At 69.3% G+C, this 16,351-nt stretch carries 16 protein-coding genes and 1 pseudogene; 8 read left to right on the top strand and 9 right to left on the bottom strand.

The features are described from left to right. The first annotated feature begins 61 nt into the window (after positions 1 to 61). Positions 62 to 1,000, top strand: coding sequence for a 2-dehydropantoate 2-reductase (gene panE, locus AK36_RS03005; protein WP_045577820.1), 939 nt, complete (start codon positions 62 to 64; stop codon positions 998 to 1,000). A gap of 46 nt (positions 1,001 to 1,046) precedes the next feature. On the opposite strand, the gene AK36_RS33880 is transcribed toward panE, so the two are convergent. The 3 genes from AK36_RS33880 to AK36_RS03015 form a co-directional block, all read right to left on the bottom strand. Then, positions 1,047 to 1,190: a hypothetical protein gene (locus AK36_RS33880; protein ID WP_165487640.1), complete on the bottom strand. Its 144-nt coding sequence runs from the start codon at positions 1,188 to 1,190 to the stop codon at positions 1,047 to 1,049. A 168-nt stretch (positions 1,191 to 1,358) separates the two neighbouring features. Beyond that, positions 1,359 to 1,943 carry a nucleotidyltransferase family protein gene (locus AK36_RS03010; protein WP_045577821.1) on the bottom strand — a complete coding sequence of 195 codons (585 nt, stop codon included), beginning with the start codon at positions 1,941 to 1,943 and terminating at the stop codon, positions 1,359 to 1,361. A 379-nt stretch (positions 1,944 to 2,322) separates the two neighbouring features. Further along, positions 2,323 to 3,618, bottom strand: coding sequence for an aspartate carbamoyltransferase (locus tag AK36_RS03015; RefSeq protein ID WP_034194295.1), 1,296 nt, complete (start codon positions 3,616 to 3,618; stop codon positions 2,323 to 2,325). Positions 3,619 to 3,831: 213 nt separating this feature from the next. On the opposite strand from AK36_RS03015, the gene AK36_RS03020 reads away from it, so the two are divergent. After that, a complete protein-coding gene (locus AK36_RS03020) occupies positions 3,832 to 3,966 on the top strand; it encodes an entericidin A/B family lipoprotein (RefSeq protein WP_009688930.1) in 135 nt (44 codons plus the stop codon). A 110-nt stretch (positions 3,967 to 4,076) separates the two neighbouring features. Here AK36_RS03020 and AK36_RS03025 read toward each other — a convergent pair whose 3' ends face one another. The 3 genes from AK36_RS03025 to AK36_RS03035 form a co-directional block, all read right to left on the bottom strand. Continuing rightward, positions 4,077 to 4,625, bottom strand: coding sequence for a hypothetical protein (locus AK36_RS03025; RefSeq protein ID WP_045577822.1), 549 nt, complete (start codon positions 4,623 to 4,625; stop codon positions 4,077 to 4,079). Between the two features lie 147 nt (positions 4,626 to 4,772). Then, the gene (locus AK36_RS03030) at positions 4,773 to 5,714 is read right to left on the bottom strand and encodes a DMT family transporter (RefSeq protein WP_045578400.1); all 942 of its coding nucleotides are present in this window, start codon (positions 5,712 to 5,714) and stop codon (positions 4,773 to 4,775) included. Positions 5,715 to 6,100: 386 nt separating this feature from the next. After that, on the bottom strand, positions 6,101 to 6,895 hold the full coding sequence (locus AK36_RS03035) for an AraC family transcriptional regulator (protein ID WP_045577823.1): 795 nt from the start codon (positions 6,893 to 6,895) through the stop codon (positions 6,101 to 6,103). A 132-nt stretch (positions 6,896 to 7,027) separates the two neighbouring features. Between AK36_RS03035 and AK36_RS03040 the strand changes: the two are divergent. Beyond that, a pseudogene (locus AK36_RS03040) lies at positions 7,028 to 7,437 on the top strand (MoaF N-terminal domain-containing protein); the annotation flags it as partial. A 76-nt stretch (positions 7,438 to 7,513) separates the two neighbouring features. Here AK36_RS03040 and AK36_RS03045 read toward each other — a convergent pair. Next, on the bottom strand, positions 7,514 to 8,191 hold the full coding sequence (locus tag AK36_RS03045; protein WP_045577824.1) for a dihydrodipicolinate reductase C-terminal domain-containing protein: 678 nt from the start codon (positions 8,189 to 8,191) through the stop codon (positions 7,514 to 7,516). 330 nt (positions 8,192 to 8,521) lie between these two features. On the opposite strand from AK36_RS03045, the gene AK36_RS03050 reads away from it, so the two are divergent. Both AK36_RS03050 and AK36_RS03055 read left to right on the top strand, forming a co-directional pair. Further along, positions 8,522 to 9,235, top strand: a complete 714-nt coding sequence (locus AK36_RS03050; RefSeq protein ID WP_045577825.1) for an SDR family NAD(P)-dependent oxidoreductase — start codon at positions 8,522 to 8,524, stop codon at positions 9,233 to 9,235. A gap of 180 nt (positions 9,236 to 9,415) precedes the next feature. Beyond that, the gene (locus AK36_RS03055) at positions 9,416 to 9,613 is read left to right on the top strand and encodes an oxidoreductase-like domain-containing protein (protein ID WP_043292283.1); all 198 of its coding nucleotides are present in this window, start codon (positions 9,416 to 9,418) and stop codon (positions 9,611 to 9,613) included. A gap of 73 nt (positions 9,614 to 9,686) precedes the next feature. Here the strand turns inward: AK36_RS03055 and AK36_RS03060 are convergent, their stop codons facing one another. Continuing rightward, positions 9,687 to 11,153 carry an MFS transporter gene (locus AK36_RS03060; RefSeq protein WP_045577826.1) on the bottom strand — a complete coding sequence of 489 codons (1,467 nt, stop codon included), beginning with the start codon at positions 11,151 to 11,153 and terminating at the stop codon, positions 9,687 to 9,689. Positions 11,154 to 11,311: 158 nt separating this feature from the next. Here AK36_RS03060 and AK36_RS03065 point away from each other — a divergent pair, with 158 nt between their 5' ends. Next, positions 11,312 to 12,184 carry a LysR family transcriptional regulator gene (locus AK36_RS03065; RefSeq protein WP_011882568.1) on the top strand — a complete coding sequence of 291 codons (873 nt, stop codon included), beginning with the start codon at positions 11,312 to 11,314 and terminating at the stop codon, positions 12,182 to 12,184. 250 nt (positions 12,185 to 12,434) lie between these two features. On the opposite strand, the gene AK36_RS03070 is transcribed toward AK36_RS03065, so the two are convergent. Then, positions 12,435 to 13,334, bottom strand: a complete 900-nt coding sequence (locus AK36_RS03070; protein WP_045577827.1) for a LysR family transcriptional regulator — start codon at positions 13,332 to 13,334, stop codon at positions 12,435 to 12,437. Positions 13,335 to 13,432: 98 nt separating this feature from the next. On the opposite strand from AK36_RS03070, the gene AK36_RS03075 reads away from it, so the two are divergent. Both AK36_RS03075 and ypfJ read left to right on the top strand, forming a co-directional pair. After that, complete coding sequence (locus tag AK36_RS03075) at positions 13,433 to 14,413, top strand: NAD-dependent epimerase/dehydratase family protein (protein ID WP_045577828.1); 981 nt, start codon at positions 13,433 to 13,435, stop codon at positions 14,411 to 14,413. Between the two features lie 778 nt (positions 14,414 to 15,191). Then, complete coding sequence (gene ypfJ, locus AK36_RS03080) at positions 15,192 to 16,070, top strand: KPN_02809 family neutral zinc metallopeptidase (protein WP_034194287.1); 879 nt, start codon at positions 15,192 to 15,194, stop codon at positions 16,068 to 16,070. The last annotated feature ends 281 nt before the right edge of the window (positions 16,071 to 16,351 follow it).

Consider the following 16,351-nt stretch of genomic DNA (forward strand, 5'->3'; position numbering starts at 1 on the left):
CATGCGCCGGGCCGGCGAGCGGCCCGCGTGGCGGCATTGAACGAGGCGAAAGGAGGCAGCGATGCGGATTCTGGTGGTAGGGGCCGGCGCGGTCGGCGGATATTTCGGCGGACGCCTCGCGGCGGCCGCGCGCGACGTGACGTTCCTGGTGCGCGAAGGTCGCGCGGCGGCGCTCGCGCGCGATGGTCTGATGATTCGCAGCCCGCGCGGCGACCTGACGCTCGCCAATGTGCAGACGTTACGCACCGGCGACGCGGCCGCGCCGTTCGATCTGGTGCTGCTCAGCTGCAAGGCGTACAGCCTCGACGACGCGATCGCGTCGTTCGCGCCGTTCGTCGGGCCGTCGACGTTGATTCTGCCGATGCTCAACGGGATGCGTCATCTCGACGTGCTGCGCGAGCGGTTCGGCGCGGAGCGGGTGCTGGGCGGACTGTGCGTGATCGCGGCGACGCTCGATCGCGAGCAGCGGATCGTACATCTGAACGACACGCACGGCCTGTCGTTCGGCGAACTGGGCGGCGGCGAATCGGCACGCGTGCGCGCGGTGGCCGACGTGCTCGGCGGCGCGGGCTTCGACGCGACGCTCAGCGACGACATCGTCGCGCGGATGTGGGACAAGTGGGTGTTCCTCGCAACCCTGGCCGCAAGCACGTCGTTGTTTCGCGGTTCGGTCGGCGATATTCTCGCCGCGCCGGACGGACGCCGCCTGCTCGAGGCCATGCTCGACGAGTGCAGCGCGATTGCCGCGCACAACGGTTATCGCCCGGAGCCGGCCGCGATCGAGCGGATGCAGCGAATGGTGCTGACGCCGTCGCCGCTGACCGCATCGATGCTGCGCGACGTCGAGAACCGCGCGCGCGTCGAAGCCGATCACGTGCTCGGCGATCTGCTCGCGCGCCGCGACCCGCATGCGGCGGATGCACTGTCGCTGTTGCGCATCGCGTACAACCATCTGAAGACTTACGAGGCGCGCGTCGCGCGGGAAAGCGCGGCCGCTTAATGGCTGTTGCGGGTCACACGATGCGCGATGCGTGCGCAACCGTCGGCTAAACCGGATCCTTGCTCGGCGGCCCGTCCGGTTGTTGCGGATTCTCGTGAGGGTGGCCGGGCGCCGGCGGCGACAACGGGTCGTCTTCCGGATCGCGGTTCGGGTCGGCCGGGGGCTCGGGCATCGGGGTAGTGTGATCCATGGAGAGCTCGCGCAATGCGTGACAGGGGAAGCGGACGGCGCGGTGAGCGCGCCTCGTCTTCGTTATAGGCAATCGGGCACGCGTTTGCAGTGCGATTGCCTGCGATATTCGCTCGGCGGTTGATATCGCACCGAATCTCGGACCTTGCGCTGGCGGCGCGCGTCGACGTCAGCGCAGATCGGCCGGCGTATCGACGTCGCGCACGATGCCCGGATCGTCGACGTCGAGCAGCTGCACCGGCGCGCTGGCGAACAGCGCGCGGGCGCCCGTATCGCCGTCGAGCGCGGCGAGCGCATCGTAATGGTGCAGAGCAAAGCCGACCGGATGACCGCGCACGCCACGATGCATCGGCGCGACGATCGACGCGCGATCGGCATCTAGCGCGCGCGTGACGGCTTCGTAGGTGGATGCGGCGATCCACGGCATGTCGGCGAGCGCGACGAGCCAGCCGGTCGCGTCCGGCGACGCGCGCACGCCGGCTGCGAGGCTCGCGCCCATGCCGCGCATCGCGTCGGGTGCGTAGACGACCTGGCAGCCGGCTTCGTTCAGCAACATCGCGAGTTTTTCGGCGCCGGGACGCACGACGGCGACGACGTCAGCCGTCGCCGCCGCAAGGTGCCGCGCAGCGGCGACCGCGACCGGCGTGCCGTCGGGCAGCCGTGCGAGCAGCTTGCTGTGCAGCCCCGTTGGATCGAAGCGTTGACCAAGACCGCCGGCGAGCAGGACGCCGGTGGCGAGTGACGCATAGGACATCGGCGCGGGGAGAGGAGGGCAGGTGGGCCGATTGTGCGGGAGCGGTCGGCGATCGGCAAGTGCCGATGTTACCGACGCAGGCGGATGGGTGGCGGAAAGAATGTCGGCGAGCGGTTGCGTTCGTGCATGGTCGCGTCGAGCGCAGCGGATTGCACGTGCTGAGCCGTGCATCGCCGCGTAGGCGCGGACGCCGCTCGCGTTACCGATGATCGTGACGATAGTTGTGCGGCTGGCGGCTGGCGGCTGGCGGCTGGCGAGTGCGACCGGCGACCGGCGACCGGCGACCGGCGACATGCGCCGCGACGCGCGTGCTCGCGCTGCCGGCATCGGCGTTCGCGGCCGGATGCGAACGAATCCGGCCGCGCGGCGCCGCTGCGCGTCAATCGATCCCGTGGAACACCGCGTCCTCCGGCCCGAGATACGCAGGCGGGCGCCACGTCGCGTCGCGCATCGAGTGCTGAACCAGATTCTCGACGCCGAGCAGCACCGCGAAGATCGCCATTCGCACGGGGATGCCGTTGTCGGTCTGGCGGAAGATTGCGAGGCGCGGATCGCGGTTCAGGTCGACGGACAGGTCGTTCGCGCCGGGCCGGCTGTCGCGCGGCAGCGGGTGCATGATCAGCGTGTCGGGCTTGCATACGGAGTCGACGAGAGCCTGGTTGATCTGGAATTCCGGCGTGTAGCCTTCGAACGATTCGTCGGTGAAGCGCTCCTTCTGGATCCGCGTCGCGTAGACGACGTCCGCGCCGCGCAGTCCGGCGGCGAGGTCGTTGGTCTGCTCGATCACGTGACCGTTCGTCGTGATCTGATCGATGATGTACGCGGGCATCTCGAGCGTCGGCGGCGACACCAGCGTGAACTTCAGCCCGCGATACAGCGCCAGCAGCTTGACGAGCGAATGGACGGTGCGGCCGTATTTCAGGTCGCCGACGAGCGCGATATGCGCGCCGTCGACGATCTTGCCCAGGCGCGAGAATTCGCGCTGGATCGTGTAAAGGTCGAGCAGCGCCTGGCTCGGGTGCTCGCCGGGGCCGTCGCCGCCGTTGATCACCGGCAGGTTGGTCGCGCGCGCGAATTCGGCCACCGAGCCCTTCTCCGGGTGGCGGATCACGAGGGCGTCGACGTAGCCGGCCATCACGCGGCTCGTGTCGTAGATCGATTCGCCCTTGGCCATCGACGAGAACGTGAAGCCGGTGGTGTCGCACACCGAGCCGCCGAGCCGGCAGAACGCCGCCCCGAACGACACGCGCGTGCGGGTGCTCGCTTCGAAGAACAGGTTGCCGAGCACCGCGCCCTCGAGCACGCGCGAAATCTTGTGGCGGCGCGCGATCGGCTGCATCACGTCGGCGACGCGGAACAGCGCCTCCACCGAGTCGCGCGAGAATTGGTCCACCGAGATCAACTGCGGCTTGCCTTCGAACAGGAACTGCTTCGCGAGGCCTTGCTTGTCTACGCTTTGCGTATAGTCTTCGCCATCCGGGCCCGCCCGCCCGACGATTTCCGAGACGAAGCGCTCGACGATCTCGGGCATGCCGCGCGATTCCTGCGAATCGTCGGGCAGCAGCCACGTATCGAGCGCACGGCGGCTCACGCCGATGCGGCTCGCGAACGCTTCGCGCGTCATGTTGAGGCGGCGCATCGCGTCGCGCAGGAAGGCTTGCTGGGGAACGGTCATCGGCGGCACCCTGGTGGAAAATATACGCGATGCGTATATTAGTTCGGGCGACGGCGAAGTCAAGCAAAATCTGCGCGGCCGCGACGCTGCGTGCACTGGCGCGCGGCGGGCGTCTCCGTATAATCCGTTCAGGCCCCGTGTTCCGCATGCCGCGGGACGCGCCGCCTGACACGATCTGCCCGGTCGGGCTTGTTGACTCGAAGGAGAATGAGAATGACGCGTACGATTGCTGCAATGCTGCTGGTGGTGACCGCCGCGCTCGCCGGTTGCAATACCGTTGCCGGCATGGGGCAGGACATTTCGAAGGGCGGCCAGGCGATCAGCGACACGGCTGAGAAGGCGAAGTAAGCCGAACGGTTCCGGCTTGCGCGGAACACACCGGCCCGTCCCGCCGTCGCGGGGCGGGCCGGTGTTTTTTTGCGGCCCGCGATAGAGGCCGCGTCACGCCGAACGCGGCGTCAGGCGCTTTCGACGAAGGCGTAGCGGCCGTCGATCTTGCGCGGCGAAAACCAGCCGAAGTCGGGGAACATCCGGTTGCGGACGAACCACACGTAGCCGACCAGGATCACGGTGACGGCGAGGCTCGGCAGCGCGGCGGACGGATCGCGACCGAGCGCGGCGATGGTTTTCGGCAGTTGCAGGAGCGACAGAACGATGAACGCGTGATACGCGCCGACGCGGTGAGTCGCGAAGCCCCAGATGAACAGCAGCGACAACGACACGGTCAGCGCGCCGAACAGCAGCGTCGCGCCGATGCCGAGCCCACCGGCGGCGAACACGTAGGCGAGCGCGACGCTGATCAATAGCTGCGCGACGCCCAGCCCGACCAGGATGCGCGTGTGCACGCGGTTTCTCCGACACAGCTCGGGATCGGGGCGCGACGCGATCAGGCGCGCGAGCAACTGTTCCTTGAGACCGTGGCCCGCCAGCTCGGCGAGCACGTCGGCTTTCCTCGCGCCCGAGGACAACAGCGCCGCGATGCGTGTTTTGGCTTCCTTCTTGTTCATGGCGATGCGTATGCGTTCGGTGGTCGAATGGCCAGGCCACGCGAATATTGCATCTTGCGCGACGCGGCGCAACGGTTTTGCCACGCGCCGACACATTCCTACAATCGTTACCGTTGGCCGGTCACGCGGGATGCGCAGCGGACCGGATCACTCGGCGATCTGCGATGCGGAGGCGTCCGCCTGCGCCGCCGGTCGATGCGTCGTCGCATCACGCCGCCGCGTCGCGCCTACGAGCATCGCCGCGACGACGAGCGCAACGCCGAGTAGCTGCGTGCCGCCGAGCGTCTCACCGAACAGCGCCACCGCGAACAGCACGGCCGAGACCGGCGCGACGGCGGTGAACAGCGCCGCTTCGGTGCCGCTCGTGCGCGCCGAACCCGCGTACCAGCACACGTAGCCGAGCACGGTCGGCACCAGCGCGTAATACGCGATCGCGCTGACGGCGCCGAGCGTCCAGCCGCTCGCCAGCGCATGCCATTCGAACGCGGCCGGCACGAGAGCGAGCATGAAGCCGAACCCCGACATCGCGGCTGACAGCGCGAGCGGCGACAGCGGCGTCGACAGCCGCCGGTTCAGCAGGATGAACACGGCTTCGCATGCGACGGCGGCCAGCACCAGCGCGTTGCCGGCGAGCGTGCGCAGCGACGGCATGGCGTGACCCGGCGCGAACGTGACGGTCAGCACGCCGGCGGTGGCGAGCGCGGCCGCGCACCAGTCGCGCGGCGTCTGGCGCTCGCGCAGCACGACGGCCGCGATCAGGGTCGACATCGCCGGCAGCGTGCCGAGCATCACGCCCGCATCGATCGGCGACGACAGTTTCGTGCCGCCGATCAGTAGCACCGTGTAGCCGACGCCGCCGGCCGCCGCCTGGACGACCAGCAGGATCGCGTCGCGTGTCGACACGCGCGGCCATCGTGCGCGCTGAATGCGCATCAGCGCGAGCAGCAATGGCGTTGCGATCAGGAAGCGCAGCGTGGTGGCGGTGAACGGCGGCAGGCCGCCGGCCGCGATGCGGCTCGCGATGACGGTGCTGCCGACGCCCGCCATCGCGGCGGTGAGATAGAGATAGCCGATCAGTCGTGTGTTCATGCGGCGCATCATCGCGGGTGACGATGCGGCCGTCTTGAATGAAATTGCGGGGGGATGGGAGCGGCGAGGGCGGCGGGTGGTGTAGTCGGGCGGGGAGGCGGATGATCGCGTGTCGGCCGTGACTGCGATCGTGACCGTGACTGCGATTGCGATTGCGATTGCGACTGCTGCTGCGATACAACTGGGAATTCGACTTTGGCTTCGACTTTGGCTTCAACTGCGACTGGGACTGCGACTGGGACTGGGGCTTCGACTTCGGCTGCGATTGCTATTTCGGCTACGACAGCGATCGTGAGTACTGCCGCTACCGCCATCGCCATCGCCGCTCGGCGGCGATCATCGCTACCGACGCATCGCCAGCACCGCCCGCGCTATCGCGCGGAGCGTCATCCCGCCTGCAGGAATCGCCCCGGCGTGATCCCGAACTGGCGCGCGAACGCGCGCGTCAGATGACTCTGGTCGGCGAAGCCGGCTTCGGCCGCGGCATCCGCGATCGGCCGGCCGCTCGCAAGCAGCGCACGCGCGAGCCGCGTGCGCGACTGCATCAGATACGCGTGCGGCGTGACGCCCAGCTCGCGCGCGAACCCGCGCAACAACTGGAAGCGGCTCACGCCGCCGAGCCCGGCCAGTTCCGCAAGCGATGCCGGTTCGGCTGGCGCCGCGTCGAGCCGTTCCCGCGCGGCGCGGATCGCCGGCGCGACGCACGCAGCCCGCAGCGTGCGATTCGAATGCCGCGCGAGCAGCGCGGCCACCAGCATCACGAGCGCTTCGTCGCGTGCGAGAGGCGGCGCGTTGCCCGCGACGACCCGCGCATGCAGCCGAGCGAACGCGGCTACGAGCTGCTCGTCGCGCACGGCCGGGTTCGCGAGTTCCACACCGCCGATGCCTTCTTCCGCCGCTATGCCGGCAACCAGTGCGGGCGCGAGGTACAGCATTCGCCAGCGGCGACCGGTACCCGCATCGATCGGCATGCCGTCGTGCATCTCACCGGGATTCACCATGATTGCGTCGCCGGCCAGAGCGTCGACCTGCCCGCGGCCGCTCCACGACCTGTGTGCGCCGCTGACGATCACGCCGACGCCGAATTCGTCGTGTGCGTGCCGCGGAAACGAGCGATCGGAATCAAGGCTGATCGCCTCGATGCCTTCGTCGGTTCGTCGGTAATGCGTGACACGGTGCATGCTCGCTCCTCGCTCCTCGCTCCTCGCTCCGCCGCGACGCGGATCAAATGCACTTTAGCGCGTTCCCGTATCGCGCGCCCCTCATCCGTTCGGCCGATACCGCGCGGCACACGCAACGTGCACCATGTACACATGAGCAGCGTAGACGGCCCGCCGGGCCGGAAGCTGTGCGGGAGAAAGCAATTGCTACGACGGCACCCGGTATTCCTTCAGGTCGGCGCGCTCGCGGACGCCTTCGCGCCACACGCAAACATACTCGCGCCCGTGCGCGCGCTCGTCGGCCAGCCATGGTCCTTGCCGACGCGTGGGACGTGCGGCGCGCCTATTCGTTCGAGGTCGGCGCGCTGCAATGGCGCGACACGGCGAGCGACGCAGGCGGGCGCGCGCCGTGCCGCGTCACGCGGCCGCTCGAGGACCGGTACTTCGTCGACTACGTCGATCCCACCGAGCGCGCGACCTCCGTGAGCGTCGTGATCGACGTTGCGAACGACGTGTGGACATCGGTGACCGGCACACTCCAATCGATGCCGACGCGCCGCGATGGCTGCGATTGCGCGCGATCGATCCGCCGTCGCCGTCGCCTCGGCCGACAGCGCACGGACGCGCCCGCCGCCCCAGCTACAGCCAGCCGTTGTGGATGAACTCGACGACCGAGTACCGGCGCCGCTCGAGCGCGTGCTGCCGCACCGCCTCGACGATTCGCGACACGCCGTCCGCGTAGGGCGACGCGCCGTACACGCGCGATTCGAACTGGAGGCTGCACGCGCCATCGTCGATACGGACCCGATGGAATGCATGGCGGCCGAGCTGATCGTCCGGAATCTGCAGGACATCGCGTTGCGCGTCGGGGTCGCGCACCGAGCGGATATCATGCGCCGGCACGCCGAGCGACCGGGCGATGCCGACCGCGGTGCCGGGCACGGACGTCTTGCTCGCCTGATGCGACTCCGTCACGCTGATCCGGCAGTCGCGAAACAGATGGCCGCTGGTGTCGAGCATGCTCATGAACTTCAGCATCAAGATGTTGGTGTTCGGGCACAGCACGACGGGGAAGTCGTACGATCCGGTTTCGAGCGCGGAGCCGGTGGACAGCTCGACGAGCGGCGAGCCGGTTGCATCGCAGAACGCGATCACGGCGGGCAGCTCGCGGCCCGAGCCCGCATGCACGACGATCGCGCGGGTATCGGGGCGCGCGCGCTGCGGCCACGCGATCACGTCACAGGCGGCGGGATCGAGTCGGTGCGACGCGAGCAGTTCGGCGGCCAGTTTGCCGGTGCCGACGACGAGTACTTGCATGGAATGGGCGCGTGAGGTTGGAGTGGTGCCGTGCGGGCCGGACGCGGCGCTCTCGCGCCCGACGCGGCCGCGGTGCGCCGTGCGGCGCAGCGGCTTCGCGCATTATGCCCGCATGCCGAGCGGCTCGGTGCGTGCGCCGACGTGGCTGCCCGATCGCGCGGAGGTGTCGAGGCCGCCCGGCGGTCCTCAGCTACGCGCATGCGGCCGGGAACGGCGCTACGCTGTCGAAGCGCCGGCCCGCCGGATCGCGCGTAGCGCCTGCATCGATTGCGCACCGCGCATTACTCGACAGGCATCATTCAACTCGCATAGACCAAGGAGAACATATCGATGGAACACGACCTGCAAGGCAAGGCCGTTGCGATCACCGGCGGATTCGGCCATCTGGGCGTCGCCACGGCCGCATGGCTCGGCGGGCGCGGCGCCCGCGTCGCGCTGATCGGCCGAGGCCCGGCGCCCGAGCCACAGGCATTGCCCGACATACCGGCCGACGCGCTGCGCATCGGCGGCATCGATCTCGTCGATCCGCAGGCCGCCGTGCGTGCGCTGGAAACGGTCAATCGCGAATTCGGCAAGGTCGACGCGCTGCTGAACATCGCCGGCGCGTTCGTGTGGCAGACGATCGCCGACGGCGATGCAGCCACCTGGGACCGCATGTACGACCTGAACGTGAAGACCGCGTTGAACGCGTCGAAGGCTGCGCTGCCGTATCTGATCGCGAGCGGCGCCGGCCGCATCGTCAACATCGGCGCGGGCGCCGCGTCGAAGGCCGGCGCCGGAATGGGCGCATACGCGGCCGCGAAGGCCGGCGTCGCGCGGCTCACCGAGGCGCTGGCCGCGGAACTGCTCGATCGCGGCGTCACGGTGAACGCGCTGCTGCCGAGCATCATCGACACGCCGCCGAACCGCGCCGACATGCCGGATGCGGACTTCTCGCGCTGGGTGCGGCCCGAACAGCTCGCGGCGACGATCGGCTTTTTGCTGTCGGACGACGCGCAGGCGATCACCGGCGCATCGATCCCGGTGAGCGGGCGGGTCGCGTAGCGACGCGACACGCGAGCGCATTCGGCTTCGGCATCACGGCAGGCGTAAGCGCACGCGCACGCGCCACCGCGCGCGACGCCTGCCGGCCGATGTGCCGGCGAGACGCTGCATGCATGCGTGAGCCTGCGTGCAGCCGGCCATCGCCTTATACTCCGCGTTCGACATCAACCGACCGAAGCCGTGACGAAGCCTGACGCTGCGGATGCGCCCACCGACGATCCGCGTCCCATCCCGCCCGAACAACCTGAACTGGAAGACTGCTGCAACAGCGGCTGCTCGCCGTGCGTCTTCGACCTGTACGACGAAGCGCTTGCGCGCTATCGCGCCGAGCTCGCCGAATGGGAAGCGCGTCACGCGCCGCCCAAGCCGCAATCGTAAGCGGGCCGCGCGCAAGGGCTCGCTTGTGCACGGCGTTTGTCATGTCGCTGCCGGCGTCGCTGCGTCGCTGACGTCACGCGCGCGCCTGCGTCCGCCGCTGCAGCGGCCCCAATGCTGCCGACAACACGACGCACGCGAGGAACACTGCCGTCAGCGCCCACATCGTCGCGCTGAACGCGTGCACGTAGGCGAGCGGCGCCGGTCGCGCGCCGAGCCGCGCGAAGAACAGGCCACCGAGCGCCGCCGCGCCGACCGCCGCACCGATCTGCAGCATCGCCGTCACCATGCCGGACGCGACGCCGGCGCGCGCGGCGTCGACTTCCGCGAGCACGATCCGCACGACCGAAGGCAGTACGAGGCCTTGCCCGATGCCGATCGCGGCGATCCCCGCATGAAAGCCCGGCCCGGGCGCGTGTTCGCTGGCCAGCGCGGCGGCCGTCGCGACGCCGGCCGCGAGCATCGCGAAGCCCAGCGTGAGTACGCGATGGCCGCCGAACCTGCCGACGAGCCGCGGCATCAGCAACGGGCTTGCCAGGAAGCCGACGCCGAGCGGCAGGATCGCGAGCCCAGACTGCAGCGCCGACCAGTTCAGGCATCCCTGCAGATAAATGCCGTAACTCAGGAAAAACGCGCTGAGCATGTAGAACAGGAACGCGAGCGTGAGGCCGAGCGCGATGTCCGGATTGCGCAGCAGCCGCACGTCGAGCAACGGGTCGCGTCCACCGGCGAGCTGGCGCGTTTCGACCGCGAGCAGCGCGCCGAGCATCGGCACCGCGCCGGCCACGCACGCGACCATCCACAGCGGCCAGCCGGCTTCGCGCCCATGCGTGAGCGGATAGACGAGCATCAGCAGGAACAGCGACAGCAGCGCCGTGCCGGGGACGTCGATGCGCTGGCCGCGCGGCGGCCTGCTTTCGGGAATGAAGCGCCAACTGCCGAGCAGCGCGAGGATCCCGATCGGCACATTGACCAGGAAGATCGCGCGCCAGCCGAGACCGAACGGATGCAGCGCGATCAGCACGCCGCCGCCGAGCTGACCGATCACGGCCGCAAGCCCGAACACGAAACCGTAGAAGCCCATCACGCGCACCTGCTCGTGCGGGCTGAACACGCTGCGGATCGTCGCGAGTACCTGCGGCGCGAGGATCGCCGCGAACAGCCCCTGCAACACGCGACCGCCGACCAGCACCGCGCCGCTGTCGGCCAGCCCGCACAGCGCGGACGCCACGACGAAGCCCGCCATCCCGGTCATGAACATCCGCTTGCGGCCGTACAGGTCGCCGAGGCGCCCGCCCGTGATCTGCACGACCGCGTTCGCGCATGCATACGCCGACACGACGAGTTGCAGCTCGGCCGGCCGCGCGCCGATGCCGTCGCGGATGGCCGGCAGTGCGAGATTGACGATGAAGTAGTCGAGCGGCGGCAGGATGGCGCCGATCAGCAGCACGACGAGAGCCCAGCCGTGATGGCTGCGTGCCGGTGCTGCGGCCGCAGTCCCGGCCGGGGCTGCGGCGCAACGGGCGAGTGTGTTGTCGGTCATGAACGAAAGTCCGAAAGAATGAGGGCCGCGCGGCATGTCGGGTGGTGCCGAAATGGAGCGACGCGGCGGTTGACCGACATTCTGACCATCGTCCATGGTTCGGAAAAGCGTGAATTGGTGGTAGCATCCATCGGGTTATTCGATGGATGGGGTACGTGATGCGAGGTTTCGATCTGGATCAGTTGCGCACGTTCGCGGCGGTCGCGGACGCCGGCAGTCTGAGTGCGGCCGCGCCGTTGCTGCACTTGTCGCAGTCGACGGTCAGCGAGCAGGTGCGCAAGCTCGAATCGCGCGCCGGCATGTCGTTGTTCGTACGCAGCAAGCGCGGCGTCGAGCCGACGCCGGCCGGCGCGCGTCTGCTGCAACATGCGCGGCGCATCGTCGCGTTGAACGAGGCGGCGTTCGACGAGGTGCGCGGTCAGGCGATCAAGGGCGAGTTGCGCGTCGCGATCACCGACTATTACCGCACGCACGAAGTGGCGGGCCTGCTCGCGCGATTGCGCGAATGCTACCCGCAACTGAGGCTGCACGTGAGCGCAATGAAGAGCATGGACATCGAAGCGGCCCATGCGCGCGGGCAGATCGATCTCGGCGTCGTGATGCACCTGTCGCGCGGGCCGTTCCGGCCTGCGTCGGCTGATACGCGCTGGGTGTTGCGGCGCGAGCCGCTGTCGTGGGTCGCGGCGCCGGCGCTGGCCGAACAGCTTCCGCAGCCGCTGCCGCTCGTGCTGCTGCCGGACGACTGCATGATGCATCAGATCGCCGTGCGCTCGCTCGATGAACAGCAGGTGCCGTACGGGCTCGTGCACAGCGCGTCGGGCGTCGCCGGGCTGCAGTCGTTGCTCGCGGCCGGGCTGGGCGTCGGCTGCCTGTGCGCGTCTTCGATCGGCGAAGGCCTCGTGCGGCTCGGGGCGAAATACCGGCTGCCGGCGCTGCCCGACGCGGTCTTTTCTCTGACGCCGCCGATGCCCGGCGAACGCGAGACGGTGACGCAGGCGCGTGAGGTGCTGTCGCGACAACTGCTGATGTGACGTCGGGGCGGGTGAGGGCGTCGCCGCGCTCGACGTGTATCGCGATGTGCTGCTTGCCAAGCTGAAGCGGTCGAAGCAGCCGGAGCGGTCGAAGCGGCCGAAGCAGCCGGAGTAGTCGAAGCGGTGCCAGCGGCCCAATCCCTCGACATCAACACCCGCGCCCCACATCCCAAATAGCCGCTCCGTCGCCCGCCGCACGCATCGCATCGCCCGCCCCAGCCATTCACGCGTACCGCAGCATCGAAGAACCCTACTCGCCGCCCCCCTCGGCATACCCACGCAGCCCGTTTGCGAGCGCGTCGAATACGACGCGACAGCGCGCGCTCGTGCGCAGATCCTCGTGCATGACCACCCAGGTCTCCAACGCGAGCGCGGGCGTATCCGGCAGCACGCGAACGAGCCGCGCATCGCGCCTGGCGAGCGCGCTCTGACAGAAACCGATCCCGTACCCCGCACGGATCATCGCCAGTTGCGCGAGATTGCTGTCGGTGCGCAGCGCGAACGCGTCGCGCTTCCACTGCGGCATCGCGCGGCCGGCCGCGCGAATGAACGGCGTCACCGTATCGAAACCGATCAGCGCGTGACGCGCGAGCTCATCGACCGTCGACGGCGCGCCGTTGCGCGCGAGATAGTCGTCGCGCGCATGCAGCGCGACCTCGATCGCGCCGATGCGCCGCGCGACGAGCGCATCCTGCGCAGGCGGCGCCATGCGCACTGCAATATCGGCTTCGCGGTTCAGCACGTCCTGGATGCGGTCAGTCGAGACCAGTTCGATCACGAGCTCCGGATGGTCGCGGCGCAATTGCGCGAGCATCGGCGGCAGCACTTCGACCGCGATCACGTCGCTCGCCGAAATGCGGACGATCCCGCGCACGCCGGCGCCGTGGCTCGCAGCCGCGCGCTCGAACGCGGCGGCCGCACTGCGCAGCGCCTCCGCGTGACCGCGCAGCGCCACGGCCGCCTCGGTCGGGAGAAGCCCCGACGGCGATCGCGTGAACAAGGTCTGGCCGAATGCGGCCTCGAGCGCCGCGACGTGACGGCCGGCCGTCGGCTGCGTGATGCCGAGCGCGCGCGCGGCGCCCGACAGCGACCCTTCCGTCAGCACGGCGAGAAAGGTGCGGTAGCGTTCCCAGTTCAGATCGGTGGTCATGCATAAATGTATAGCCGGTCGCTCAAGCTCGGCAATTCATTATTAGCTCGCTCCGGCCGAGAATGGCGACCGACAACGGTTCATCACGGAGGGCGGTCATGACGGCAGGCGCAGCGGGGACACAACGGCAGGTACTCGTGCTTGGCGCGAGCGGCGGAATCGGCGGCGAGGTCGCGCGGCAATTGCGCGATGCCGGCTGGCAGGTGCGCGCGTTGAGCCGCAGTCTCGACGCCGCGAGCGTGGAGCGCGACGGCATCGGATGGGTGCGCGGCGACGCGCTCGACCGCGACGCGGTGCTTCGTGCGGCACGCGGCTGCAGCGTGCTCGTACACGCGGTGAACCCGCCCGGTTACCGGAACTGGTCGACGCAGGTGCTGCCGATGCTCGACAACACGATCGCGGCGGCCACGCGCGAGCAGGCGACGATCGTGCTGCCCGGTACGGTCTACAACTTCGGTCCGGACGCGTTTGCGCTGCTGCACGAGGACGCGCCGCAGCGGCCGGTGACGCGCAAGGGCGCGATCCGCGTCGAGATGGAGCGGCGGTTGCAGGCGGCGACGGCGAACCGCGTGCGCACGATCGTCGTGCGGGCCGGCGATTTTTTCGGTCCCCGCGCGGGCAACAACTGGTTCGGGCAGGGCATGGTGAAGGCGGGGCGTCCGGTCACGGCGATCAGCGTCCCGGGGCGGCCGGGCGTCGGCCATCAATGGGCATACCTGCCGGATGTCGCGCGCACGATGGTCGAACTGCTCGAGCGGCGCGACGCGCTGGAGCCGTTCGCGCGTTTCCATCTCGGCGGCCACTGGGACGCGGACGGCATGCAGCTGGCGCAGGCCGTCCGTCGCGTGGCGCAGCGGCACGGGTTGCGGCCGACGATCCGGCAGTTCCCCTGGTGGCTCGTATGGGCCGCGGCGCCATTCGTCACGACGATGTGCGAGATGCTCGAGATGCGGTATCTGTGGCGCGAACCGCTGCGGATGGGGAACGCGCGGCTGACCGCGGTGCTGGGGCGCGAACCACTGACGCCGCTCGACACAGCGGTGGAGACGACGCTGGCGGGGCTCGGCTGCTTGTCGTGAACGGAGGCGGCGGTCGGAGGCCACGCGAGGAAGGCGCCGAATACGGAGAACAGACGAACGTGCGGCACCGAGCGAACCGATCGAGCGAACGGACATAACGAACCCCACGCACCCCGTGAACAGCTGCCACCCCGCGCCGACCGAACGCGCGGCGCGCATCCAGGTGCGGTAGGCGTATTCGAACGCGAGCGTCGACACGTCCACGATCCATGCGCCGCCATCGGCGACGCGCGGCGCACCGGCTACGAACGACGCGGTCGCCCCTCGCGGCGAAGCGGCGAACACGCGCAGCGCCGATGCCGGCACCCGCGCCGGTGACCGCAATCATGCGGGGACGCACATAGCTCATGCGTTGCTCCGCAAAGATGCCTTGCCTCGTCACCGTACGCGGCGCGGTCGTACGCCGGCATCCGCGGAAAGGATGAATGCGATCGCCCGCACGATCCAAGCGGGCTGCCGCTGCCGGCCTGACCGGCGGCCAGACGCGCCATTTTGCAAAGGCTGACGATGTCCTGCACCGAATCGCTCTATCCTCCGTATTTTTGCGACAAGTCGTAAAAGCCCCGGCAAAATAGCGCGAAGGCCGGTGCCAAGGCCAGTGCAGACGCCATCGCCAACACCCGGCGGCGCGCCGCACAGCGCGCAACCGCCGACAGCGCCGCTGCCGCCAACTCACAGCCGATGCGCCTGCATCGCGTGCGCCGAAGCCTCGTGCAACGGCGGCGCACTGCCCGTTGCGCGAACGGCACGGATTCGACAAGACAGGGAGGAGCCAGCAATGAGGCTGGACGACGAAAGAGAAAGCGTGAACGTCGAGGATCGACGCGGCGGCGGCTTCGGCGGCGGGCGCGCGACGATCGGCATCGGCACGATCGTGGTCGCGCTGGCCGTATCGTATTTCTTCGGGATCGATCCGCGCGTCGTGCTGCAAGGCGCGTCGGCGTTGCAGGGCCGCGAGCAGCAGACGCAGCCGGCGCCCACGCAGCATCAGGGCGCGCCGGCGAACGATGCGGGCGCGTTGTTCACGCGCAAGGTGCTCGGAAATATCGAGCGCACGTGGACGGGCGTGTTCAGCACGCAGCTGCACGCGCAATACGAGCCGCCGAAGCTGGTGATGTTCACGAATTCGACGCCGACGGCATGCGGCACCGGCCAGACCGCGATGGGCCCGTTCTATTGTCCGGCCGACCGCAAGGTGTACATCGACCTCGGCTTCTATGACGAATTGCGCAAGCGCTTCGGTGCGGGCGGCGATTTTGCGCAGGCCTACGTGATCGCCCACGAAGTCGGCCATCACGTGCAGAACCTGCTCGGCATTTCGGACAAGGTCGATGCCGCGCGCCGGCGTTCGAGCCAGACGCGCGCGAACGCGCTGTCGGTGCGGATGGAACTGCAGGCCGACTGCTTCGCGGGCGTGTGGGCGAACAACGCGCAGCGCGCGAACCAGCACCTGATGGAGCCCGGCGATTTCGAGCAGGGGCTGAAGGCGGCCGCTGCGATCGGCGACGACCGGCTGCAGCAGCAGAGCCAGGGCTACGTCGTGCCGGAGAGCTTCACGCACGGCACCAGCGAGCAGCGCGTGTACTGGCTGCGGCGCGGGATGGAGTCGGGTCAGGTGAGCGCCTGCGACACCTTCGCCGCGAACCCGAACCGATAATCGCCGACGCCGACGCCGACGCCGACGCCGACGCCGACGCCGACGCCGACGCCGACGCCGACGCCGATGCGGCGCAGCGCGCAGCGCGCAGCGGCACGCGCATCGCCGGGCCACCGGGCTGCCGGTGCCGCAGCTCGTCCGTCACGAATTGCGACACGGCGGCGGCTGGCGCCATCGCGATCCGCAGCCGCCGGCCAATCTCCAATCCCCACTCCTGCTTACCGGTTCGCTGCGGCACACCGGTAGCCCGATTCCGGCAGCGCCGCTCGCAGCGGCCCGAG

Source organism: Burkholderia vietnamiensis LMG 10929 (assembly GCF_000959445.1).
In the GTDB taxonomy this organism is placed as follows: Bacteria; Pseudomonadota; Gammaproteobacteria; order Burkholderiales; family Burkholderiaceae; genus Burkholderia; species Burkholderia vietnamiensis.

What these genes read in the sequence shown, in the direction of transcription:
- AK36_RS03045 (WP_045577824.1), bottom strand. Translation starts at nt 8,191, where the DNA reads ATGCAAGTACTCGTCGTCGGCACCGGCAAACTGGCCGCCGAACTGCTC.
- AK36_RS03010 (WP_045577821.1), bottom strand. Translation starts at nt 1,943, where the DNA reads ATGTCCTATGCGTCACTCGCCACCGGCGTCCTGCTCGCCGGCGGTCTT.
- AK36_RS03075 (WP_045577828.1), top strand. Translation starts at nt 13,433, where the DNA reads ATGACGGCAGGCGCAGCGGGGACACAACGGCAGGTACTCGTGCTTGGC.
- AK36_RS03070 (WP_045577827.1), bottom strand. Translation starts at nt 13,334, where the DNA reads ATGACCACCGATCTGAACTGGGAACGCTACCGCACCTTTCTCGCCGTG.
- AK36_RS03015 (WP_034194295.1), bottom strand. Translation starts at nt 3,618, where the DNA reads ATGACCGTTCCCCAGCAAGCCTTCCTGCGCGACGCGATGCGCCGCCTC.
- AK36_RS03060 (WP_045577826.1), bottom strand. Translation starts at nt 11,153, where the DNA reads ATGACCGACAACACACTCGCCCGTTGCGCCGCAGCCCCGGCCGGGACT.
- AK36_RS33880 (WP_165487640.1), bottom strand. Translation starts at nt 1,190, where the DNA reads ATGGATCACACTACCCCGATGCCCGAGCCCCCGGCCGACCCGAACCGC.
- AK36_RS03025 (WP_045577822.1), bottom strand. Translation starts at nt 4,625, where the DNA reads ATGAACAAGAAGGAAGCCAAAACACGCATCGCGGCGCTGTTGTCCTCG.
- AK36_RS03035 (WP_045577823.1), bottom strand. Translation starts at nt 6,895, where the DNA reads ATGCACCGTGTCACGCATTACCGACGAACCGACGAAGGCATCGAGGCG.
- AK36_RS03020 (WP_009688930.1), top strand. Translation starts at nt 3,832, where the DNA reads ATGACGCGTACGATTGCTGCAATGCTGCTGGTGGTGACCGCCGCGCTC.
- panE (WP_045577820.1), top strand. Translation starts at nt 62, where the DNA reads ATGCGGATTCTGGTGGTAGGGGCCGGCGCGGTCGGCGGATATTTCGGC.
- AK36_RS03065 (WP_011882568.1), top strand. Translation starts at nt 11,312, where the DNA reads ATGCGAGGTTTCGATCTGGATCAGTTGCGCACGTTCGCGGCGGTCGCG.
- ypfJ (WP_034194287.1), top strand. Translation starts at nt 15,192, where the DNA reads ATGAGGCTGGACGACGAAAGAGAAAGCGTGAACGTCGAGGATCGACGC.
- AK36_RS03050 (WP_045577825.1), top strand. Translation starts at nt 8,522, where the DNA reads ATGGAACACGACCTGCAAGGCAAGGCCGTTGCGATCACCGGCGGATTC.
- AK36_RS03030 (WP_045578400.1), bottom strand. Translation starts at nt 5,714, where the DNA reads ATGAACACACGACTGATCGGCTATCTCTATCTCACCGCCGCGATGGCG.